The sequence below is a fragment of the Actinomadura graeca genome (assembly GCF_019175365.1).
Taxonomy (GTDB): domain Bacteria; phylum Actinomycetota; class Actinomycetes; order Streptosporangiales; family Streptosporangiaceae; genus Spirillospora; species Spirillospora graeca.
This window is the reverse complement of the sequence record NZ_CP059572.1, coordinates 3,775,776-3,798,148: the sequence shown is the minus strand read 5'-3', so window position 1 is coordinate 3,798,148 and position 22,373 is coordinate 3,775,776. Positions and strand designations below refer to the sequence as shown.

The 22,373-nt window shown below is 71.4% G+C and carries 18 protein-coding genes; 12 read left to right on the top strand and 6 right to left on the bottom strand.

The window, feature by feature from the left end; genetic code table 11:
• Window positions 1-28 precede the first annotated feature (28 nt).
• From AGRA3207_RS16685 to AGRA3207_RS16670, 4 genes are read left to right on the top strand one after another with little or no spacing between them, the layout of a single operon-like run.
• The gene (locus AGRA3207_RS16685; protein ID WP_231335560.1) at window positions 29-682 is read left to right on the top strand and encodes a hypothetical protein; all 654 of its coding nucleotides are present in this window, start codon (window positions 29-31) and stop codon (window positions 680-682) included.
• A complete protein-coding gene (locus tag AGRA3207_RS16680) occupies window positions 679-1,710 on the top strand; it encodes a heme/hemin ABC transporter substrate-binding protein (protein ID WP_231335559.1) in 1,032 nt (343 codons plus the stop codon). The genes AGRA3207_RS16685 and AGRA3207_RS16680 overlap by 4 nt, the downstream gene beginning before the upstream one ends.
• Window positions 1,710-2,798, top strand: coding sequence for a FecCD family ABC transporter permease (locus AGRA3207_RS16675; RefSeq protein ID WP_231335557.1), 1,089 nt, complete (start codon window positions 1,710-1,712; stop codon window positions 2,796-2,798). The genes AGRA3207_RS16680 and AGRA3207_RS16675 overlap by 1 nt, the downstream gene beginning before the upstream one ends.
• The gene (locus AGRA3207_RS16670; RefSeq protein WP_231335556.1) at window positions 2,795-3,613 is read left to right on the top strand and encodes a heme ABC transporter ATP-binding protein; all 819 of its coding nucleotides are present in this window, start codon (window positions 2,795-2,797) and stop codon (window positions 3,611-3,613) included. The genes AGRA3207_RS16675 and AGRA3207_RS16670 overlap by 4 nt, the downstream gene beginning before the upstream one ends.
• Window positions 3,614-3,714: 101 nt before the next feature.
• Here AGRA3207_RS16670 and AGRA3207_RS16665 read toward each other — a convergent pair whose 3' ends face one another.
• A complete protein-coding gene (locus AGRA3207_RS16665) occupies window positions 3,715-5,961 on the bottom strand; it encodes a hypothetical protein (protein WP_231335555.1) in 2,247 nt (748 codons plus the stop codon).
• Window positions 5,962-6,313: 352 nt separating this feature from the next.
• Between AGRA3207_RS16665 and AGRA3207_RS16660 the strand changes: the two genes are divergently transcribed.
• The 3 genes from AGRA3207_RS16660 (at window position 6,314) to AGRA3207_RS16650 (ending at window position 9,754) form a co-directional block, all read left to right on the top strand.
• The gene (locus tag AGRA3207_RS16660; RefSeq protein WP_231335554.1) at window positions 6,314-7,198 is read left to right on the top strand and encodes an alpha/beta fold hydrolase; all 885 of its coding nucleotides are present in this window, start codon (window positions 6,314-6,316) and stop codon (window positions 7,196-7,198) included.
• A gap of 121 nt (window positions 7,199-7,319) precedes the next feature.
• The gene (locus AGRA3207_RS16655; protein WP_231335553.1) at window positions 7,320-8,258 is read left to right on the top strand and encodes an RNA polymerase subunit sigma-70; all 939 of its coding nucleotides are present in this window, start codon (window positions 7,320-7,322) and stop codon (window positions 8,256-8,258) included.
• A 302-nt stretch (window positions 8,259-8,560) separates the two neighbouring features.
• Window positions 8,561-9,754 carry a hypothetical protein gene (locus AGRA3207_RS16650; RefSeq protein ID WP_231335552.1) on the top strand — a complete coding sequence of 398 codons (1,194 nt, stop codon included), beginning with the start codon at window positions 8,561-8,563 and terminating at the stop codon, window positions 9,752-9,754.
• Window positions 9,755-9,776: 22 nt separating this feature from the next.
• Here the strand turns inward: AGRA3207_RS16650 and AGRA3207_RS16645 are convergent, their stop codons facing one another.
• On the bottom strand, window positions 9,777-10,094 hold the full coding sequence (locus AGRA3207_RS16645; RefSeq protein ID WP_231335551.1) for a hypothetical protein: 318 nt from the start codon (window positions 10,092-10,094) through the stop codon (window positions 9,777-9,779).
• 299 nt (window positions 10,095-10,393) lie between these two features.
• Here AGRA3207_RS16645 and AGRA3207_RS16640 point away from each other — a divergent pair, with 299 nt between their 5' ends.
• Complete coding sequence (locus AGRA3207_RS16640; protein WP_231335550.1) at window positions 10,394-11,266, top strand: SAM-dependent methyltransferase; 873 nt, start codon at window positions 10,394-10,396, stop codon at window positions 11,264-11,266.
• 86 nt (window positions 11,267-11,352) lie between these two features.
• Here AGRA3207_RS16640 and AGRA3207_RS16635 read toward each other — a convergent pair whose 3' ends face one another.
• Window positions 11,353-12,222, bottom strand: a complete 870-nt coding sequence (locus tag AGRA3207_RS16635) for a pentapeptide repeat-containing protein (protein ID WP_231335549.1) — start codon at window positions 12,220-12,222, stop codon at window positions 11,353-11,355.
• A 239-nt stretch (window positions 12,223-12,461) separates the two neighbouring features.
• On the opposite strand from AGRA3207_RS16635, the gene AGRA3207_RS16630 reads away from it, so the two are divergent.
• Genes AGRA3207_RS16630 through AGRA3207_RS16620 form a run of 3 tightly spaced genes read left to right on the top strand, consistent with a single transcriptional unit; the run spans window position 12,462 to window position 16,434 of the window.
• On the top strand, window positions 12,462-13,682 hold the full coding sequence (locus tag AGRA3207_RS16630) for an FAD-dependent oxidoreductase (RefSeq protein ID WP_231335548.1): 1,221 nt from the start codon (window positions 12,462-12,464) through the stop codon (window positions 13,680-13,682).
• Between the two features lie 5 nt (window positions 13,683-13,687).
• Window positions 13,688-15,196 carry an FAD-dependent monooxygenase gene (locus AGRA3207_RS16625; protein ID WP_231335547.1) on the top strand — a complete coding sequence of 503 codons (1,509 nt, stop codon included), beginning with the start codon at window positions 13,688-13,690 and terminating at the stop codon, window positions 15,194-15,196.
• Window positions 15,197-15,255: 59 nt separating this feature from the next.
• Window positions 15,256-16,434, top strand: coding sequence for a DUF8189 domain-containing protein (locus AGRA3207_RS16620; RefSeq protein ID WP_231335546.1), 1,179 nt, complete (start codon window positions 15,256-15,258; stop codon window positions 16,432-16,434).
• 36 nt (window positions 16,435-16,470) lie between these two features.
• Here the strand turns inward: AGRA3207_RS16620 and AGRA3207_RS16615 are convergent, their stop codons facing one another.
• The 3 genes from AGRA3207_RS16615 to AGRA3207_RS16605 form a co-directional block, all read right to left on the bottom strand.
• Window positions 16,471-17,769 carry a helix-turn-helix domain-containing protein gene (locus AGRA3207_RS16615; RefSeq protein ID WP_231335545.1) on the bottom strand — a complete coding sequence of 433 codons (1,299 nt, stop codon included), beginning with the start codon at window positions 17,767-17,769 and terminating at the stop codon, window positions 16,471-16,473.
• 258 nt (window positions 17,770-18,027) lie between these two features.
• Window positions 18,028-19,944, bottom strand: a complete 1,917-nt coding sequence (locus AGRA3207_RS16610) for an APC family permease (protein WP_231335544.1) — start codon at window positions 19,942-19,944, stop codon at window positions 18,028-18,030.
• On the bottom strand, window positions 19,931-21,142 hold the full coding sequence (locus tag AGRA3207_RS16605; RefSeq protein ID WP_231335542.1) for an ammonium transporter: 1,212 nt from the start codon (window positions 21,140-21,142) through the stop codon (window positions 19,931-19,933). Before AGRA3207_RS16605 ends, AGRA3207_RS16610 begins: the two co-directional genes overlap by 14 nt.
• A 235-nt stretch (window positions 21,143-21,377) precedes the next feature.
• Here AGRA3207_RS16605 and AGRA3207_RS16600 point away from each other — a divergent pair, with 235 nt between their 5' ends.
• Window positions 21,378-22,358: an urea transporter gene (locus AGRA3207_RS16600; protein ID WP_231335541.1), complete on the top strand. Its 981-nt coding sequence runs from the start codon at window positions 21,378-21,380 to the stop codon at window positions 22,356-22,358.
• Window positions 22,359-22,373: the final 15 nt, after the last annotated feature.

Here is a 22,373-nt window from a genome sequence, read left to right as displayed (position 1 = left end):
CCGCACAGCTCGAAAGTTGGAAAGCCCCATGCACGTTCCTCCCCTCACCACACGCCGCGTGGCGGCGCTCGCACTGACCGCCGCCGCGGGCGCGGTGCTCGTCCCGCCCGCGGCCGCGCACGCCGCGTCCGCGCCCGCCAAGGAGGGCCGCGGCACCGGCCCGTCCGGGCAGACCCTCACCGTCTCGCGGGCGGACGGCCTGCCCGCCAAGGGCGCCACCGTCCGTGTTCGCGGGACGGGCTACAACACCGGCAAGGGCGTCTACGTCGCCCTGTGCAGGGACAACGGCGCGGGCAAGGCGCCCTCCCCCTGCGGCGGCGGCGCCGACACCACCGGGAAGGCCGGCGCGTCGCAGTGGGTCTCGTCCAACCCGCCCCCGTACGGCAAGGGCCTGGCCGTCCCGTACGGGCCCGGCGGCACCTTCGACGTGACGCTCCGGATCGGCGCCGCCCTCTCCGCCGGCGCGGACTGCGCCGAGGTGCGCTGCGCCGTCGTCACCCGCGCCGACCACACCCGCACGTCCGACCGCTCGCAGGACGTGCGGGTCCCGGTGACGTTCGGGGACGGCGGCACGCCCGCCTGGGTATGGGCGGCGTCCGGCGCGGGCGCCGTCGTGGTCGTCGCGGGCGCGGCGTTCGTGCTGCTGCGCCGCCGCAGGACGCCCGCGGGAACCGGCTCGTGACCCGTCCGTCCCGCGCCCTGGCCGCGACCCTCGCCCTGGCGTGCGCGCTGCCGCTGGCCGCCTGCGGCACCGGCACGGCCGCGGGGCCCGGCGCCGCACCCGCCGCCGGGCGCTCCGCCCGCGGCTGCGCCGCCACGGTCGCGGCGCCCAAGGGCGACCCCGTCCCCGTCAAGGACGCGCCGGAGCCGAAACTGCCGGTCACCGTGCGCTCCGCCGACGGCACCGGCGTCACCGTCCGCGACGCGCGCCGCGTCCTCGCGGTCAACCTCTACGGCTCGCTCGCCGAGATCGTGCACGGCCTCGGCCTCGGCGGCCGGCTCGTCGGCCGGGACGTCTCCACCACCTTCCCCGCCGCCCGGAGGCTGCCGCTGGTGACCGCGCAGGGCCACGACCTGTCCGCCGAGGCGATCCTGAAGCTCGACCCGTCCGTGGTGATCACGGATAGGAGCATCGGCCCGCCCGAGGTGCTCGCCCAGCTCCGCCGCTCGGGCATCCCCGTCGTGCTCGTGGACGACGAGGAGACGCTCACCGCGATCGGCCCGCACATCACCGCCGTCGCCGCCGCGCTCGGCGTGCCCGCCGCGGGACGCGAGCTGGCCGCGCGCGTGGACCGCGAGATCAGGGCCGCCGCGCGCCCGGCGTCCGGCGACCGGCCGAAGGTCGCGTTCCTGTACGTCCGGGGCAACGCGGGCGTGTACCTCGTCGGCGGGAAGGGCGCGGGGCCGGACGCCATGATCGAGGCCGCCGGCGGAGCCGACGCGGGCAGCGCCCTCGGCCTGTCCGGCTTCCGCCCGCTCACCAGCGAAGGGATGATCAACGCGGCCCCGGACGTGCTGCTCGTCCTGTCGGCCGGACTCCGGTCCGTCGGCGGGGTGGACGGGCTGCTGAGGCTGCCGGGCGTCGCGCAGACCCCCGCCGGCCGGAACCGGCGGATCGTGGACGTCGACGACGGCACCCTGCTGTCCTTCGGGTCCCGCACGGCCGAGACCATCGGCGCGCTCGCCGCCGCCGTCCACCGGGCCTGCTGATGGAGACGGCCACGAAACGCCCGCCGGGGAAGGCCGCGAGCGGGCGCGGCCGCCGGCGGCTGCCCGGGACGGCGCTGCTCCCCGGGCTGGCCCTCGCCCTGGCGGCGCTGTGCGTGGTCGCCGCCGGGACCGGCCAGGTCGACATCCCGCCCGACCAGGTCATCGGCTCCCTCCTGCACCACCTCGGGCTGGACGTCGGCCCCCGGCCCACCGCGGCGCAGGGCGACAACGCGCTGTGGATCGTCCGCTTCCCCCGGGTGGCGCTCGCGGTCGTCGTGGGCGCGTCGCTCGGCTGCTCCGGCGCCGTCATGCAGGGCGTGTTCGGCAACCCCCTCGCCGAGCCCGCCGTCATCGGCGTCTCCTGGGGCGCGGCGGTCGGCGCCGCCACCGTCATCGTGTTCGGCCTGTCCACCCTCGGCAGCTGGACGATCATGACCGCCGCGTTCGGGTGCGGCCTGGTCACCACCCTGCTCGTCTACGCGGTGTCCCGCTCGGGCGGCGGCACCGAGGTCGTGACGCTGCTGCTGACGGGCATCGCGGTCAACGCGGTCGCGAGCGCGCTGCTCGGCCTGCTGATGTTCGCCGCGGGCGACGACGCGCTGCGCGCCATCACGACCTGGAACCTCGGCAGCCTCGCGGGCGCGAACTGGAACGCCGTCGCCGCCGTGACCCCCGTCGCCGCCGCGGGGATGGCGGTCGCGCTCGCCTGCGCGCGCCGCCTCGACCTGCTGTCCCTCGGCGAGCGCACCGCCCGCCACCTGGGCGTGGACGTCGAGCGGCTGCGGTTCACCTCGATCGTCGTGATCGCGCTGATGACCTCGGCGGCCGTGGCGTTCGCGGGCGTCATCTCCTTCGTCGGGCTGGTCGTCCCGCACCTGGTCAGGCTCGTGGCGGGTCCCGGCCACCGGACGCTGATCCCCGCCGGCGCGCTCGGCGGCGCCGTCGTCCTCGTCGCCGCCGACACCGTCGCCCGCACCGCGGTCCCCTACCAGGAACTGCCCCTCGGCGTCCTCACCGCGCTGCTCGGCGGGCCGTTCTTCTTCTGGCTGCTGCGCCGCGCCCGCGGCGGGCCGGGGAACTGGTCATGATCGGCGCACGCGCCCCGCGTCCGCCGCGCCCGGCGCCGCCCGGCTCACCCGCGATCGAGGTCCGGGACCTCGGCGTCGAACGCGGCCCGCGGACCGTCCTCACCGGCCTGGACCTGGCCGTCCGCACCGGTGAGGTGCTGGCCCTCGTCGGCCCGAACGGCGCCGGTAAATCCACGCTCCTGGCGGCGGTCGGCGGGGACGTCCCGTTCACGGGCCGCGTCGTCGTGGACGGCGCGCCGCTCGGCTCGTGGAGCCACGCCGAGCTGGCGATGCGGCGGGCGATCCTCCTGCAGAAGCAGACCCTCGCGTTCCCGTTCACCGTCCGGCAGGTCGTCGCGATGGGCCGCGCCCCCTGGTCGGCGACGCCCCTCGCCGACGACGACGAGGCCGCCGTCACCGAGGCCATGCGGCGGACCGACGTGACGGAGTTCGCCGGCCGCCCCTACCCGCGGTTGTCCGGCGGCGAACAGGCGCGGGTCGCACTCGCCCGCGTCCTCGCCCAGCGCACGGGCATCCTCCTGCTGGACGAGCCCACCGCCGCCCTGGACCTGCGCCACCAGGAGATGGTGTTCGAGGTCGTCCGCCGCAGGGCCGCCTCGGGCGCCGCCGTGGTCGCCGTCGTCCACGACCTCGGCCTCGCCGCGGCCCACGCCGACCGCGTGGCGGTCCTGTCCGAAGGCCGCCTCGCCGCCTGCGGCCCCCCGGACGAGATCCTCACCGCGTCCCTGCTCACCGACGTCTACCGCCACGACGTCGAGGTGCTCCCGCACCCCCGCACGGGCCGCCCGCTGATCGTCCCCCGCAGGGAGAGGTGAACGTGGCGGCGTGATGAGGTCTCCGGTGCCACGGACCTCCGTTTCCGAAGGCGTGAGCACCGGAGACCTCGCGCTACTCGTTCAGCGGCGTGCGCCGCCCGCTATTCTCCGGCGTACCAGAAATGCTGGAGCGGCCGTCCCTGCCCGATGGCGAAGACGTGCTGCTGGTTTCCGGTGCCGAACCCCGCCGGTGTTCCCTCGACGCCGCAGCCCCACCGGTCGTGCTCGATCTCGTCGGTGCCGTGGGTGGGCGTCCACCAGAAATGTTCCAGGCAGTTCTCGTTCGTGGCGAAGGCGTGCTGCTGGTCGCCCTGAACGAACGCGGTCGGGACGAAGTCGATGCCGCACCCCCATCGGTTGTGCTCGATCTCGTCGGTGCCGTGGGTGGGCGTCCACCAGAAGTGCTCCAGGCAGTTGCCGTTCTTGGCGAAGGCGTGTTGCTGGTCCCGGTAGGTGAAGACGGCCGGGGCACTGTCGATCCGGACATCGCAGCGCCACCGGTTGTGCTCGATCTGGTCGGTGCCGTTGTCGGGCTTCCACCAGTAGTGCTGGAGGCACCGGCCGTTCTGGATGAAGGCGTGCTGCTGATCCTGGTAGGTGAAGACTGCCGGATTGCCGGTGAGGCCGAAGTCGCACCCCCAGCGGTTGTGGTCGATCTGGTCACTGCGATTGCCGGGCTTCCACCAGTAGTGCTCAAGGCACCGGCCGTTCTTGGCGAAGACGTGCTGCTGCTCGCCGTAGGCGAACCCGGCCGGGGCGCTGTCGATACCGCACCCCCACCGGTTCCGGTGGATCGTGTCCTCGCCGGCGTTCCACCAGAAGTGCTCCAGGCACCGGCGGCTCTTGGCGAAGACATGCTGCTGGTCGCCGATGACGAACGCGGTCGGGTCACTGTCGATGCCGCAACCCCACTGGTCCCGCTTCAGGCCGCTGCCGGCCGACCACCACATGTGCTCCAGGCAGCCGCCGTCCCTGGCGAACGCGTGCTGCTGGTCGCCGTAGGTGAACACGGCGGGACGGCCGCTCTTGTTGATGAGGTCGCGGCCCCAGGACTCCTGGTGCACCTTCACACGCTCGACCCGCACCTCCGAGGGCTTGGCCCTGGCCTGCCCGACGCATGTGAACGCCTGGCCGGGCTGAGGAGAACCGGCGACCGTCTTCGACAAGCAGGCGCTCAGCGCCTCCTGCCCGAACGCGTTCGGATGAATGGCCTCCTGCTGGTGGCCCTGGCTCTCCCAGGGCGCCGTGCGGAACTTCAGATAGGGCAGCCAGCGAACCCATTCCGCGTTCTCGCCGAGCAGCGGATTGGCACGGTTGTTCTCCTTGCCGGCCTGATCGGCCTCGTTGGTGCACAACTCGTGTCCCTTGAACGCCTCGGTCAGGTCCAGGAACGTCGCGTTGGTGGAGAACGCGGCGTCGCGCAGCATGTCCCTGATCCCCGGGATCAGCGTCTTGTTCGCCCATTCCGAGTCGGCGTTCATGAACGGGCAGCCGCCCTTCCGGTACCGCTCCCAGAGGAACGTCCCGCGCTGGCGCCAGCGGTACTTGTCGCTCGCCGGCAGGGCCGCCGGGTACGACTGGAGGATCAGGCGGTAGCTGTCACGGGCCTGGCCGCTCTCCTGCATCACCTTGTGGATTTCCCGCAGCGTTTCGACGACCTTGCCCCGGACCTCCGGGAGCCGGTTCCGGAACGCCTGCGCCTCGCTGACGCTGCACAGCTGTTTTCCGCGGAGGTAGGCGTCGGCGCATTTCGCGATGATGTCGCTGAACTTCAGGTCGTTGCCGCTGATGGACAGCACGATCGTGGTGATCTCGTGGGATGCGGCGGCGGCCCTCAGCTGCTCGATCTGCGGAATCTGGCCCTTGAACCGGGTGGACAGGATGTTGTCGGTCACCGCCCCCGAGCAGGCGATGTTGAGCCGGTCGCGCTCTCCCACCCCGTCGATGTCGGCGCCCTTGATCTCCGCCATTCTCGACTTGTGGCATCCGTTGCCCTTGTCGACGTCGGAGTCCTCAAGGTAGACGAGCTTCGGCTCGTGGTCGCAGCTGTCCTCCCGTCCGGACCGGCAGGAGATCGCGGCGAGGTCGGTGCCCCACGCGCTGCCGCTGGCCCCGGTGTTGGCGTTACCGGCCCAGCGTCCCGCCTCCCCCGAAATGTAACTGTCGCCCAGCGACAGGATCGCCTTCGGCTTGCCCGGCGCCGCGGCCAGCGCGGGTGCCGTGGTGGGCGCCGTCGATGCGACGGCCGTCACCAGACCGGCCGCCAGTGCGACGACCAGGGCCATCGCCGTTCTGCCGCGTCCCGGGCCCCACCGTTCACGGCGGGCTCCGGACAGATCGGTCCCCATTCGCTACCCCCTTGCGTGGTCGTTCGTCACACGCGTTGCGGGGCCGCGCGGTCGAGGATTCCCGCCGGACACGGCCACCGCACGGGAGAGGGCCCGGCGCCGTGTCCGGCGGACTTACCTGAGCACTCTGGAGTATGGGACCGCGGATCCCGGCCGCTCGACCCCGCCTGCGGGAGGGCCGCCGGTACAGCCAGCGTCACCACCGGGGGGCACCGGGGACCGCCGGTGCTGCTCAGGCCCCCGCCGGGCCCGCGCCCGTCCTCCGAAGATCGCCCACGCGGCCGGATGGGGCCATCCGGAGGGATCTGCTGGAGAGCGATGAGTTCGGGACGCGCCGGAGGTCGATACGGGTATGACTACGAGAACACTCCAGACCGCCGAGGTCGACCTGGTCTACGACGTCCACGGCCCGTCGCCCGCGGTCGGCGGCCGTCCGCCGCTGCTCATGATCGGCCAGCCCATGGACGCCAGTGGGTTCAGTGCCCTGGCGGCCCTCTTCCCCGAGCGCCCCGTGATCACCTACGACCCGCGCGGCCTGGGCCGCAGCGTCCGCAAGGACGGCCGGGTCGACCACGTGCCCGAGGTGCAGGCGGCCGACGTGCACGCCCTCATCGAGGCGCTCGGCGCGGGCCCGGTCGAGATGTTCGCCAGCAGCGGCGGCGCGGTCACCGCGCTCGCCCTGGTGACGGCCCACCCCGGCGACGTGACCACCCTGGTGGCGCACGAGCCGCCGCTGCTCCGGCTGCTGCCCGACGCGGAGGCCGCCGGACGCGCCTGGGCCGCCGTCCGGCAGGCGTACGAGGCCAAGGGCGGGGGCGCCGGGATGGCGGCGTTCATCGCGATGACGTCATGGCGGGGCGAGTTCACCGACGACTTCTTCGCCCGCCCGCCGGCCGATCCCGCCGCCTTCGGCATGCCGTCCGAAGACGACGGCACCCGCGACGACCCGCTGCTGTCCGACCGGTCGGAGGCCGTCGGCGCCTACCTGCCGGACGTCCGGGCGCTGAACGCGGCGCCGACGCGGATCGTGGTCGCGGTCGGCGAGGAGTCCCTGGACACCTTCACCGGACGCACCGCGGCGGCGACGGCCGCTCTGCTGGGCCAGTCCCCGACGGTCTTCCCGAGCCACCACGGCGGCTTCATCGGCGGAGACTCCCCCTACGCCGGGCAACCCGAAGCCTTCGCGCGCAAACTCCACCAGGTCCTCGAAGACGCCGCCGGACGTCCAGCGGACTGAAGCGGCCCCCGGCCCGGCGGAGCGGCGACCGGCGTGCCCCGGCATCGTCCGGGGGCCGGTCGGGTGGCTGCGCCGGGACGTGACGGACGTCGGCGCAGGTCGCATGCGTCATGATGGGGCGGTGGACTTCGAGCCGTACCGGGGTGAGCTGGTGGCGTACTGCTACCGGATGCTGGGCTCGTTCCACGAGGCCGAGGACCTGGCGCAGGAGACGATGCTGCGCGCGTGGAAGGCACGCGACCGGTACGACCGGACGCGCGCGTCGGTGCGGACCTGGCTGTACCGGATCGCGGCCAACGCGTGTCTGACCGCGCTGGAGGGGCGTGCGCGCCGTCCGCTGCCGTCCGGGCTCGGCGCCCCGAGCGAGGACCCCGGCGCGCCGCTCACCCCGGCGCTCGACATCCCCTGGCTGCAGCCGTTCCCGGACGGGCGGTTCGACACCGGCGTCCGGGCGGACCTGCGGCTCGCGCTGGTGGCGGCGATGCAGACACTGCCCGCGCGGCAGCGTGCCGTCCTGGTCCTGCGCGAGGTGCTGGAGTTCAGCGCCGCCGAGGTCGCCGAGCAGCTCGGGACGACCGTCCCCGCCGTCAACAGCGCCTTGCAGCGGGCCCGCGCCGCCCTCGCGGACGTGGGCGAGATCGGCCAGGTCAGTGAGCCGGACGATCCCGGGGTGCGTGCCGTCGTCGAACGGTACGCGCGGGCGTTCGAGGCGGCCGACGTCCCCGCGCTCGTCCGGCTGCTCACCGACGACGCCGTCCTGGAGATGCCGCCGGTCCCGCTCTGGTACCGGGGCGTCCGCGACTACGGCCTGTTCATGCACCGCGTGTTCGAGATGCGCGGGACGAACTGGAACGTCAGGCACCTCACCGCCAACGGGCAGCCCGCGCTCGCCGCGTACGCGCCGGACCCGGGCGGCGGTCACCGGCTGCACACGCTCCAGGTGTTCACGGTCGACGCAGGGCGCGTCGCGAGCAACGTCGTGTTCGCCGATCCCCGCGTGTTCGAGGCGTTCGGCCTGCCGCAGCACATTTCTCCGGACGATTCCCGCCGCCCGCGATGAGCCGGGGCGATGCCGCCGGCAGGTACAGGCGAGCATCGACCGAAGGGGACCGTCGTGAGCGTCATCGTCATCGAGTTCATCACCCTCGACGGCATGGCCGAACTCCCAGGTCATCGACGGTGTCCTGATCGAGGCCGTGCGGCGCGAGCGGCGCGACGTGGTCGTCACCGGCAGCCCGAGCGTCGGCGGCCTGACTTGTCGCTGCGTGCCGGACCGCATCCGGCCGCGACGGGGCTCTCCTCGGGCTTGATGAGGCGTGTGAATCTTCTCCTGACTATGATCTCACTATCAGGAGCGACCCCATGGTCAAGATCTCCATGGTGGCGCGCGGCGCGCTGGCACTGTCGCTGGCCGCCGCGTCCACGATCACCGCCGTGACCGCACTGACCAGACCCGCCACGGCCGCCGCCGACCCCAGGCCCGGAGACGCCTGCACGTCCGCCGACCTCGGCAGGAGGCATCCGTTCGTCAAGAGCGCGGTGACCGAGCCGACCATCACGCACTTCAAGGGGTACTACGTCACCGACGGCTCCACCGGCAGCCAGAGCGTCACGCTCAGCACCCAGACCGTGATCACGGTCCAGGTCGGGAGCACGTCGCAGATCACCAGCGGGTTCACCATCGGGACCCTGTTCAAGGTCGAGGCGTTCGTCAACAGCACCGTGACCAAGAGCACCGCCACCACCAACGCCCAGAGCCTGACCATCACCTGGAACTTCCTCAAGCCCGGCTACTACGGCGTCTACCAGGGGACCCGCAAGGTCACCGGCGAGTACGGCAGCCTCAACTGCGACCGGGTCGATCTGGGCGGCGGACGGTACGCCACACGCTGGGTCGCGCGTCCCGGCGGCGCCTACACGACCTTCTCCACGATCGAGGAGGGGGCCGTCCGGTGCGAGGACAAGGTGCCCGCGGGCAGCATCATGCGCAAGGCCCAGACGGTGCTCGGCTGCACCGGGACCCCGCCGCAGGACCGCGCACAGGCACCGTCCCCGGCCGTGAAGACGCCGACCGGTCCCGTGCTGGCGCCCAAGGCGCTGCCGCCGGGGTTCACCTGCCTGCCCGGCTTCTACCGGATCGCCACACCCGACCGCCTGCTGTTCTGGTGGAACATCGACGGCACCGACGAGTTCCGGCTTCGCGCCTGGGGCTCGTCCGCCCGGCCGCACTGGCAGGTCTGTGAGGGGCCGACCAGCAACGGCATGGTCGAGCACATCCTCATCACCCGCCAGAGCAGCAAATGCCTGACCTTGAGGGTCGCCGACACGCTCGGGGAGAGCGTCCGCCTCTTCGAAGAGGGATGCCGGACGGTCGACGACGGCCAGCGGTTCTACGTCTACCGGGACGTGCCCGGATCGGACCTGGTCGGCCTGCAGAACAAGTCGTCCGGCTCGATGATCGGCCAGGAGCGGGTCGCCGACAACGAGACCATGCGCCAGTACAGCACCGGCAAGGCCGACGGAACGGGAACCTACGTCCTGGAACCGATCAAGTAGCCGTGGACCGTCGCGTCCCGGATCAGAGGGGCAGGCAGCGTTTGCCTCGGACCCACTGCCCCCCTTCGGACCAACCCTCCTGGCAGTAGTACCTGTTCTGCGACCTGGCATCGACGATGAGGAAATCGTCGACCGGCCCCCATGTGCCCGAATCGCAGTCCTCCCCGAAGACGGTGGGCAGCCGCGACGCGTCCACCTTCTGGCAGGTGATGATCTCCCAGCTCCGTTCCGCCGGGGACCCGTCGGCCTGCGCCGGAGTCATGGTGAGCACGAGCGCGGCGGTGCCGAAGGCGGCGAGCAGGACGGTGGAACGACACACGATGACCCTCCATAACTCCATGTAGTCGAACAGATGCACAATGCTAATTCGCTCAAGAGTTCTTTGCCGCGCTCCACAGGTGACCCTCTGGTTCCGCCAGGCCAGTCCGATCACACCGGTCGGCTACGCAGAGTGCAGCCGATCATTCTTCCCGCAGGTGACGGCCCCGGAACGGCCTCCGCACCATGTCGCCGTGCGCCGAGAGGAGCGGTGCCCGGACCGGCCCGCCGCGTCCGATGGCAGACCATGATCACTTCATGGTCGGTTCCCCAAGGGAACGTGCTATGGCCGCTAGCCTGAAATGCTGGATAATCCGCTTTATGGACGCTCAGGAGTACGCCGTGGCCCCAGCCGAGGACATCCCCACCGAGATCCACCACGACGTCCCCACGGCCGCCCGCATCTACGGGTGGGCTCTTGGCGGTAAGGACAACTACGAGGCCGACCGGCGGTTCATGCTGGAGAACCTGCCGGAGTTCCCCGAGTTCATCGACCTCGCCCGGCAGAACCGGCTGTTCCTGTACCGGGCCGTCCGATACATGGCCGAAGAGGCCGGTATCCGGCAGTTCCTCGACATGGGGTGCGGGCTGCCGACCAATGACAACGTGCACCAGGTCGCGCGGAGGTTCGCGCCCGACACCCGCGTCGTCTACATCGACTTCGACCCGATCGTCCTCGTGCACGCCCGCGCGCTGCTGGCCGACGACGACTCGACCGCCGTGATCACCGCCGACATGTGCGACCAGGAGGCGATCCTCGCCCACCCGGACGTGGAACGTCTCATCGACTTCAACGAGCCGCTCGCCGTGCTGTTCCTGTCCGTCGGCCATCACCTGCTCGACTCCGACGACCCGCGCCGCGTCCTCGGTACCGCCATCGGCCGCGCGGTCTCCGGCAGCCACCTGGCGTTCACGCAGATCGTGTGCTCCGACCGCGAGCGCGCCGCCGAGATCGACGCCCGCTCGAACGGCGCCGGCCTGCGCTGGCGGACCCGCGACCGCGCCGAGGCCGACACGCTCATTCCGGACGGCCTGGAAGCCGTCGAGCCGGGCCTCGTGGACATCGTCCACTGGCGCCCCGACCCGCAGCAGCCGCCGCTCCCGCCCGTCCCCGCCGAGCTGCGCCCGTATGCGGGTGCGTCGAAAGTCGAACGCGACCTCACCGAGTACGGCGGCGTCCTCCGCAAGCCGTAGCGGCCACGCTGCCGACCCCGGCATCGCCGACCGTCCACTACGCGGCGATCGACGAGTGGCCGCGGTCTTGATGAAACCGACCCTGGTCAGCCAGGTGCCGCCGCAGGATCCCCGGCCGTCACCTCATACACTCCCGGCCCGACCCGCGTTGACCGTCGCAGCATCCTGGCCGCCAAGCCCGCCGACCACACCGTCGGCCCGGGCGCCGGAACGGTGCCGCCACCACCGCCAACAAGCCCGCCGCCGCCGGAGACGATTTCGGTCCGCGACCAGCGCGCTCCCTCCAAACGGGCGCCGTACGAATTCACCTCGGTCATATTCGCGCCGATCAGTTCCGCCTCGATCAAATTCGCGTGGGCCAGGTTCGCGCCGCGCATGTCGGCGTGCTGCAGGCTCGTCTGGAACAGGACCGCGCCGGTCAAATCCGTCCGGTTGAGGTTCGCGGCCGTCAGGTTCGCACGGGTGAGATCGGCGAGGTGGAGGTTCGCGTAGGTCAGGTCCGCGTGATACAGAGTCGCGTTGGGCAGAATCGCACTGACCAGGTTCAAGCCCCTCAGATTCGCGCCATTGAGGTTCGCGTCGGTCAGGTCCGCACGAGAAAGGTTCGCGACGTTCGGGTCCCCAGCGGCGAGGGCCGTGAAGCCCACGTAGCGGGGAGCCAGGTTGGCGCCGGTCAGGTCAGCGCGGTGCAGGCGGGCACCCGTCAGATCGGCGCCCATCAAGTTCGCGCCGGTCAGGTTCGCGTCGGCCAGCGCCGCGAGATCGAGTCTCGCATTGGTCAGGTTCGCGTGGGCCAGATTGGCGCGGGTGAGGTCCGCGAAGCGGAGGTTCGCATCGGTCAGGTTCGCGCCGACCAGGTTCGCGCCGGTGAGATCCACGTCGCTCAGGTTCGCGCGGGCCAGGTCGGCATAGGGGTGGACGTGGTCTCGCGTAATGCGGGACGCGATCTCATCCATGGACGGTCGCCCGTCCTCGCGTGAGTGCCTGCACACCTCGACCGTAAGCCCGCGCCCACGACCCGCACGGCATCTGGAGGGACGCGCCGCCTTTCGGTGAATGGCGTGTGGGGGGTCTGGCCTGCGCATATCAGGAGTCTGTCGGTCTTGTGTCAGCGGCTCGTCAGGAGGCTCTGGCAGCTTGCAAGTGATCCTGCCGGGCTCTTATCCGGCAGGCATACGAGACGCAAGGAATAGCCATGGGCAATGACGTCACGATCATTGGTGCGGGTCTCGGCGGACTCACGCTCGCACGCGTCCTGCACGTCCACGGGATCTTAGCCACGGTGTACGAGGCGGAGTCTTTCCCGGCGGCGCGGGCGCAGGGCGGGATGCTCGACATCCACGACTACAACGGGCAGCTCGCCGTCGAGGCGGCCGGTCTGATGGAGGAGTTCCGCGCGATCGTCCTGGAGGGCCGCCAGAGCCTGCGGGTCCTGGACCGGGACGGGACCGTCCTGCTCGACAAGCCCGACGACGGCACGGGCGGACGGCCCGAGGTGATGCGCGCCGATCTGCGGCGGGTCCTGCTCGACTCGCTCCCGCCGGGCACCGTCCGGTGGGGCCGCAAGGTCAGCGGTGCCCGTGCCCTCGGCGGGGGCCGCCACGAGGTGGAGTTCGTCGACGGGAGCACCGTCGTGACGAGCCTGCTGGTCGGCGCGGACGGCGCGTGGTCGCGGGTCCGGCCGCTGCTGTCCACCGCCACACCTGAGTTCGCGGGTCTGGCGTCCGTCGAGATCCGCCTGTCCGACGCCGACGTCCGGCACCCGGCCGCCGCGCGGGTGGTCGGCTGCGGAGGCATGATCGCGCCCGCGTCGGGCAAGGAGATCGTCGCCCACCGGGAGGGCGACGGCAGCCTGCGCACCTACGTGGTGCTGTCCAGGCCGCAGGAGTGGTTCGCCGCCATCGACTTCACCGACGCCGCCGCGGCCACCGCGCGGATCGCGGCGGAGTTCGACGGCTGGGCGGCGGAGCTCACCGCGCTGATCACCGACGGCGACACCGCGCCGGTCCTGCGTCCCCACTACGCCCTGCCGACCGCGCACCGGTGGGACCGGGTGCCGGGGGTGACCCTGCTCGGCGACGCCGCTCACGTCAAGGCGCCCAACGGGGAAGGTGCCAACCTGGCCATGCTGGACGGCGCCGAACTCGGCATCGCCCTCGCCGCGCACCCCGATGACGCCGAGGCCGCGCTCACCGAGTTCGAGCAGGGCATGTTCCCCCGCAGCGCCGATATCGCCGCCGAGGGCGACCACCGCAACGCTCTCCTCCTCGGCGACGACGCCTCCGACCACCTGATCACTATGTTCGAGCAGAACAGGGAGCGGCCCAAGACCCGCACCTCTGCTCCACCCACCGCCGACCGCGGGGGCCCTCGCCGGGCACCCGCGCAGGCCGAACGAGCCGATTCCGGAAGGTGATCTTCATGCATGACGTAGTGATCGTGGGCGCGGGCCCGGTCGGCCTGTTCCTGGCCTGCGAGCTGGGCCTCGCGGGCCGCTCCGTCCTCGTCCTTGAGCAAGAGCCGACGCCGGACTCCCTGTGGAGGGCACTCCCGCTCGGGCTGCGGGGACTGTCGCCCGCGTCGGCCGAGACGTTCTACCGGCGCGGGTTACTGCACCAGGTGCTGACCGCGTCGGGCATCGACGACTATCCCGGCGCACCGGAAAAGCTCACGTCCCCTCGTCACGTGGGCCATTTCGCCGGCATGATGCTCGATCCGGCCGACGTCGACCTCGCCGCGCTGCCGTTCCGGCTTCCCAGCCCGGCGATGGAAGGCACGATGACGAATCTCGACGCGCTGGAGACGGTGTTGTCCAAGCGCGCGGCCGAGCTGGGCGTGGAGATCAGACGCGGTGTCAAGGTCACGGCCGTCACGCAGAACGGGGAGAACGCGATCGCACACGCGGCCGGGCAGGAATACGCGGCGCGCTGGCTCGTCGGGTGTGATGGCGGGCGCAGCACGGTACGCAAACTCGCGGGATTCGACTTCGTCGGCACGGAGCCGCAATTCATCGGTTACATCATGGCCGCCACCATCGCCGACCCCGAGAAGCTGCGTCCCGGCTTCAACCGGACGCCGACGGGCATGTACGTCCAACTGCCCATAGACGGACCTCTGGCGGTGATGGAGTTCGACGGCGGCGCCTACGATCGCACGCAGCAGCCGAGCCGCGAACACCTTGAAGCCGTCCTGCGCCGCGTGTCCGGCACCGACGTGACACTGAGCGATGTCCGGCTTGCCACGACCTATACCGATCGGGCGATGCAGGCCACCACGTACCGGCAGGGACGCGTCCTGCTCGCGGGCGACGCCGCCCACATCCACTCTCCGCTCGGAGGGCTGGGACTCAACGTCGGCATCGGCGATGCCCTCAACCTGGGCTGGAAGCTCGCGGCGACCGTACGCGGGGACGCGCCGGAAGGGCTTCTCGACACCTACACCCGCGAGCGCCACCCGGTCGGCGCATGGCTGCTCGACTGGACGCGCGCCCAGGTGGCGACCATGAAGCCGGACCAGCACGGCCGGGCGGTCCAAGCGCTGATCCGCGACCTGATGGGGACCCGTGACGGGACGACCTACATGTTCGAGAAGCTGACCGGATCGTCCGTCCGCTACGACCTGGGCGGCGAGCAACCACTGGTCGGCCGTAACGTCCCGGAATTCCGTCTTCAGGACGGCACCCGCCTCGGCGAACTGATGCGGGACGGACGAGGCGTCGCCCTCGACTTCACCCCCGGCCGCCGTCTGCACGAGGCGGCCATGAAGTGGGACAAGCGGATCCGGTACGTGGCCGGACCGGCGCGCGACGACCTCGGATTCGGCGCCGTACTCGTCCGCCCCGACGGCATCGTCGCCTGGGCGGCGGGCAGCACGCTTGACGAAAAGGCGTTCGATCAGGCCGCCACCCACTGGTTCGGCAAAATCCGATGATCCGGTCGGTCCTCGGCGGCGAATAAGAGTCACCTCCAACCCGATGAAGGGGACTCTTCATGCAACATTCCTCGTGGTTCCGCAGGACCGTACGGGGCGGTGTCGCGCTGACCGCCGCTGCGGGCCTTCTCCACCTCGCCGCACCCGCCGCATCAGCGGCGGCAGCGGCGGGGCCCGCGCCGCTGGCCGCGGCGGCGCCACCCGCCTACGCCGCCGACCTGCCCAGCCTGACCACACCGCAAGTGGCCTATGACCGGACCGCCAACCAGCCGGCCAAGGGAGTGGCCGCGCGCGGCACCGACGGCGCGTTGCTGTACGCCGCCCGCTCGGGCACCGGGTTCGCCCCCTTCCAGTCGCTGGGCGGGGTCACGGTCGGCGACCCGTCCGCGGTGGTCACCTCCAGCGGCAACACCGAGCTCATCGTCCGCGGCACCGACAACCAGGTCTACGCCAACACCGTCACCCCCTCCGGCACGGTCACCGGCTACTCGCTGGTGCCCGGCCTGACCGTCACCGGGGACATCGAGTCGATCGTCCCGGCGGACGAGCCCGCGGGGAGCGTGCGGATCTTCGCCCGCGGCCCGGAAGGCGCGGTGTGGACGAACGTCCGCCGCAACGGCTCCTGGGCCGGATGGAGCAGCCTGGGCGGGTTCATCACCAGCGACATCACCGCGAGCCGCCTGTACAGCTCGATCGGCGGCAACGTCCGCATCTTCGTCCGTGGCTCCGACCACCGCGTCTACCTCAACCAGGTGAGCCCGAGCGGCTCCTCCGGCTTCACGGCGGTCGACGACATGCGCGTCACCAGCAACATCGCGATCAGGGACAGCGACGCGATCAACGGCTTCGAGATCTTCGCCCGAGGCGAGGACAACCGGGTCTACGCGCGCAACGTGCTCGTCACCGGATCGACCTGGAAGCCACTGGACGGCGTGTCGGCCACCAGCGACATCGCCGTCACCAACCGTGCCGTGTACGTCCGCGGCGGCGACAACGCCATCTACGCCAACCCGCAGAACAGCGGCAACGGCTCCTACACGGGCTTCCAGCGGGTCGAGGGGTCGGTGACCGGCAGCCCGGCCGCCTTCTCCCTCCAGCCCAACGGAGGCCCGCTCACCCAGTACCTCCTGGCCCGCCAGCCTGACAGTCGGCTGGCCTTCAACATCCGGCCCGACGTCGGCGTACCCACCGGCCCGTTCACCGGCTACACCACGATCTCCGGCCCGACCATCGACTGACACACGCCCGGCCCCGCCGTCCCGGTGACGGCGGGGTCAGGCCGCAGTCGTGAGGAGGTTGCGCAATTCCTGAGCGGCGGGAAGGTCTCTGGCCTTGTCGGGGAGTGCTTCGATGACCTTGGTCGCGATGGAGATGCGCGAGGTCGATGTGGGGCCGTTCTGCAGTGTCCTGATCGCCTTTTCGAGGCCGTCGTCGATGTAGTGCTGGCGGACGAGTTCCGTCGCGTGCATGAGTTTGAGGTTTGCCACTGCGCCGCGGACGCTTGGAGGGTAGAGCGCCAGTGCCTGAGGTATCGCGTCCTTGTACTGGCTGCTTCCTGTCCAGGTGAACGCATACGCTTGCGCCCACCGCAGCTTCGGCTCACCGAAGTTCAGTGCCGTCACCTCTTGGGTGGGGAGTCGTTCGGTGATCGCTTCGAGTTTCCGCAGGGCGATTTCGGCCTGGACGGTGTCGCCGCACTGGGCTGCCGCATAGGCGCGTGCGGCCTGCGCGCACGCCACGCCTGGCCAGGGATTCTCGCCCCCGATTTGGATGGCTTCCTTCGCCAAGGCCGTCACCACGCTGGGCGGGCGGCATGCCCATGCCCCTTCTTGTGCGGCCCGCCCTCTTACCCACGCGCGCAGTCTGACGTCGCCGGAGGCGTCGGCGGCACGACGGGCGGTGGCGGCGCAGGAGCGGGCCGCTGATGCGTTGCCGACGTCGGCCTGTGTGGTGGCCAGCAGGCTGGACAGCCCAGCACCGATGCGTAGCAGGCCGGTGCGGTCGTCTTCGGGGAGGCGCCGCTTGAGGAGTACGCCGACGGCGACGATGTCGGCGCTTATGTCGTTGATGAATGCGCCCGGAGGGCGGAGGGGGAGTTGGAGGCCGTATTCGTGGACGATGGCGTCCCACTCGTCGATGTCGAGGTGGTCGTCCAGGGCGGCTTCGATGCCCGCCAGGACCTGGTCGATGTTGGCGGGGGCCACCGCGGCGCCTGCGCTGAGGGTGGTGAACAGTTGCATGGCTGCGCGACGTCTCACTTCGTCGCTCCCTGGGTCGCCGGAAGGACTCGCCTTTACGGTACCCATGGGGGACGGGACGCCCACTTCCCAGCCGAACAGTTCTTCGCGCTGGACGCCGAAGACGTTGGCGTAGACGTCGGCCCAGTCGCGGGGGAAGTGCTGGCCCGCCTCCCACCTGGCCATCTGCCGGGCGAGGTGCTTCACCTTCTGGTACGTGGGTTCGACGCCGATGGCGCGCAGGAGGCGGCGGGCCATCTCGAATTTGCCCCATCCGCGCCTCTCGCGCTCGGCCTGGATTCGTTCGGCCCACTTGGGACGCTGCTGGACTTCCATGGCGGAACCTTCCGCTGTGATCGTGCGGACACGGGGAGTGACCATCGCCTTTCGCGATTGTGCCCCGTCCGTGCGTGATCTGCGGTGGTTTTCGCGAATGAGGGGGTGACGCTCCGTCGGCGCCGCCCCTTCGCTTGCCAGGCCGGGGCCACGAGACGGTCGTCGGACGGTGCCTCGGGCCGCAGGTCGATGGTGCGGCCGGAGCGTCACTCGTTCGAGTTGCCCGCTTCATAGAGTGGAGAAATCCCGCGACCGGTCTCATACGGTGATCCGGACGGGGAGCATGCAGACCAGCGCGCCGGGGACGTGCTCGCGCAGGGCCTCGGCCAGCAGCAGGCTCCACTGGTCGTAGAGGAAGCGGTAGCGGGGCCGGTCCGACTGGATGACGGGGACGAGCACGACGACGGAGCGGCCGTCGTGCGCCGCGGCCCGCCGGACGTGGTCCACGATGGGGCGGATCTTGGCCTCCCTCGGGCTGCCCAGGATCTCCAGCGGCACGCCCGGGTCCCAGCGGTCCCACCGCTCCCGCAGGGCGCGGGTGTGGTCCTCGTCCGAGGACACCATGACCGCGACGGTCTCCCCGCCGAGGCCCAGCGCGACGCCGAGGACGCCGCTGATCGTCGCGCCGAACTCCGCCAGCGGCACCAGGACCAGCCGCCCGGCGGTGGGCGGCCTCGGGCGTCCGGCCGGGATCTCGCCGACCCGCAGCTCCCGCCCGATCCGGTCGTAGTAGTGCCGGATCCGGGCGAACAGCAGGATCAGCAGCGGCATCACGATGACGACCACCCAGGCGCCCTCGTCGAACTTGGTGATCAGCAGCACCGCGGTCGCGACGGCGGTGAGCACCGCGCCGGTGCCGTTGACCAGCGCCTTCCCGGCCCAGCCGCGCGCGCGCAGCCGCGTCCAGTGCAGGACGAGCCCGGTCTGGCTGATCGTGAAGCCGGTGAACACGCCGATGGCGAACAGGGGCAGGAGCCGCTGGGTGCGGGCGTCCACCGCGACCAGGAGCGCGGCCGCGGCGGCGGCGACCGCCAGCACCCCGTACCGGTGGACGGGGCGTTCGCCGCGCAGGGCGAACAGGTGCGGCAGCCTGCGGTCCCGGGCCAGGAGGCTGAGCAGGACGGGCAGGCCGCCGAAGCTGGTGTTGGCGGCCAGCGTCAGCGCGACCGCGACGATGACGCTGGCCGCCTGGTACGGCCAGCCGCTGCCGATGGCGCCCGCCGTGAGCTGGGCGAGGATCGTGACGCCCTCGCGTGGGAGGACGGTGTCGCGGCGGATGAGCAGCGCGATGCCGATGAGCATCACCGCCAGCAGCGCGCCGAGCATCAGCTCGGTCCGCTGTGCGCGGGCGACCCTCGGCTCCCGGAACATCGGCACGCCGTTGGCGATGGCCTCCACGCCGGTCAGCGCGGTGCAGCCGGACGAGAACGCCTTGAGGATCAGCATCACGCCCAGCGCCTCGTGCCCGTGCGGCGCCACCGCCGTCCCGACGCCCGCGACGGGATGCCCCCGGGCGAGGCCGACCACCACGACGATGAGGATCGTCACGACGAACAGGCCGGTCGGCAGCATCAGGACGCGGGCGCTGTCGGCGATGCCGTGCAGGTTCACGGCCGTCAGCACGAGCAGGACCACCAGCGTGGTCTCCAGCAGGTAGGGCAGCAGCGACGGGAACGCCGAGGCCAGGGCGGCGGCGCCCGCCGCCAGGCTGACCGCGACGGTGAGGACGTAGTCGACGATCAGGGCCGCGGCGGCGAGCATCCCGACACGCGGGCCGACGTCGTCCTTCGCCACCGCGTAGGAGCCCCCGCCGTCGGGGTGCACGGCGATGACCTGCCGGTACGACACCACCAGCACGGCCAGCAGCCCGGCGATGACGAGCGTGACGGGCAGCGTGAGCCGCACCGCCGAGGCGCCCGCGGTGACGAGCACCAGCGCGATCGCCTCGGGGCCGTACGCGACGGAGCTGAGCGCGTCCAGGGAGAGCGCGACCAGCCCCTGGACGCTGGTCAGGCGGCTCCTGTCGCCCTCGCCGTGGCGCAACTGGAGCCTCGCCCGGCGGCGTCCGGCCAGCGGGCCCCGCGCCGACACCACCGCGCGGGACGGGTCGAACGGCCGCCCGGCGTCGGGCCGTCCGGCGCCGGCCTCGGAACCGCCGCCGTCAGCCTTCGACAAAGTTGACGTCCGTTCCCTTGGCCTGCTCCTCGTCGGTCATGCGCATGCGGAAGAACCGGTCGATGACCTTGCCGATGACGTAGGTGACGGCGAACGCGTACGCCGCGACGGCCAGGACGGCGACGACCTGCTTGCCGAGGACGGAGACGGAGCCGCCGTAGAACAGGCCGGGCGAGCCCTGGTCCCAGCCGGTGGCGAGGAACCCCAGGGACACGATGCCGACGATCCCGCCCGCGCCGTGGATGCCGGTGACGTCCAGGGTGTCGTCGTATCCGGCGACGAGCTTCAGCTCGACGGCGTAGGTGCACACGATGGCTGCGACGACGCCGATCGCGAAGGCGCCCTCGGCGCTGACGAACGCGCACGACGGGGTGATGGCGACGAGCCCGGCGAGCGCACCGCTGGCCGATCCCAGCTGGGTGAGGTGGCGGGTGCGGAGCCATTCCAGCAGCCGCCAGGTCAGCATGCCCGAGCATCCGGCGATCATCGTGCTGACGAACGCGCGGGTGGCGAGGGCGCCGTCGTTGAGCGCCGACCCGGCGTTGAAGCCGAACCAGCCGAACCACAGCAGCCCGAGCCCGAGCAGGACGAACGGGACGTTGCCGGGCCGGGGGCCCTCCCTGCGGCGGAACGCGACGCCGGGGCCGAGGACGAGGGCCATGGCGAGGCCGGAGATGCCGGAGTTCAGCTCGACGACCAGGCCGCCCGCGAAGTCCATCACGCCCCACTCGTTCAGCCATCCCGAGGAGGAGAACACCCAGTGCGCGACGGGCACGTACACCAGCGTCACCCACACGATGACGAACAGGATCCAGGGGCCGAAGCGGGCGCGCCCGGCGATGGAGCCGCTGATCAGAGCGACGGTGATGATGGCGAAGGTGAGCTGGAAGCAGGCGTAGATCTGCTCGGGGATCGCGCCCCGGAGGGCGTCGGGGGAGACGTGGCCGAGACGCCAGTCGCCCCAGCCGATGAGCCCGGCGTCCCCGGCGTCCTTGCCGAACGCCATTCCGTACCCGTACAGGAACCACAGCAGGGTGACCAGGCTGATGCAGATGAAGCTCATGTAGAGCATCGTCAGCATGTTCTTGGAGCGGACCATCCCGCCATAGAAGAAGGCGAGACCGGGCGTCATCAGCAGCACCATCGCCGTGCTGGTCATCAGCCATGCGGAATCACCGGTGTTCAGTCCGGCCGACATTTCAGACCTTTCGGTCGTTTCTCGCCTTCTGCGCCTCCACCAATACCGGGCGGAGCATTCCCCGATCCCCGCCGGACCGTCCCGGCACCGGGCAAAAATCGCACTTCGGGTTCTTGGTCGATAATTGGCGGAACGCGATTTTGCGCCTTCCTTCGCCGGGAATTGTGCAGGGTGTCATGACCACCCGGACGGCCCCGCGAACGCGCGGCCGCCCATCGCCGCAGGGGAGCGCACGATGGCGACGGCAACGGTGGACGTCGCGGCTCCGGACCGCGACAGGCCGTCCGAGCGCCCCGGCCTGAGGGACACCCTGCTGACCGTCCCGCGCGGCGTCGCCCAGGTGGAGTTCCAGCCGAACTACTGGACCGGGCTCCTGTTCGTCATCGCGCTGTTCGTCGGCGGCTGGCAGTTCGGCGTCTTCGGCCTGCTCGGCACGGTCGTCGCCACCGTCACCGCGTACCTGCTCGGCGTCCCCTGGAACCGGGTGTCGATCGGGCTCGAAGGGTTCAACGGGACGCTCGTCGGCGTCGCGCTCGTCCTCTACCTGGACGTCCGGTGGATGACGGCCGCGCTGGTCATCGGCGCCGCCGTGGCCGCCGCCGTGGTCGGCTCGGCGCTGAACACGGCACTGACGCCCTACAACCTGCCCGGCCTGACCGCGCCCTTCTGCATCGTCACGCTGATCATGGTGATCGGCGCGCCGTCCTACGACCGGGTGTGGGCCGAGCACGCCAACACCGCCGCACCCTCGGCCACCGACCCCGGCACGGCGATGTCCTGGCACGACTTCTGGCACGGCGCCTTCAACGGGATCGGCCAGGTCTTCTTCCAGGACACGTGGTACGTGGGCCTGATCTTCCTGGCCGGGCTGGCGGTGTCGAGCCGCCTCGTCGCGGCGACGGCCCTGGTGTCGAGCGTGATCGGGCTGCTGGTCGGCTGGTGGCTCGGGGTCCCGGCCGCCGATCTCGGCGCCGGGCTGTACGGCTACAACTCCGTGCTGACCGGGATCGCGCTCACCGGGACGTTCCTCGCGCTGAGCCGGGCCGGCGTGATCTACGCGGTGATCGGGGCGGCGACCGCCGCGGCCCTGACCGCCGGTATCTCCAACCTGTTCACCGTGGTCGGCGGCCACACCCTGACCTGGCCTTTCGTGCTGGTCGCCTGGGTGTTCCTGGCCGCCGTCCCGAACTTCTCCAGGCTCCGGCGGGCCGGTTGAGCACCGTGCGCCGCC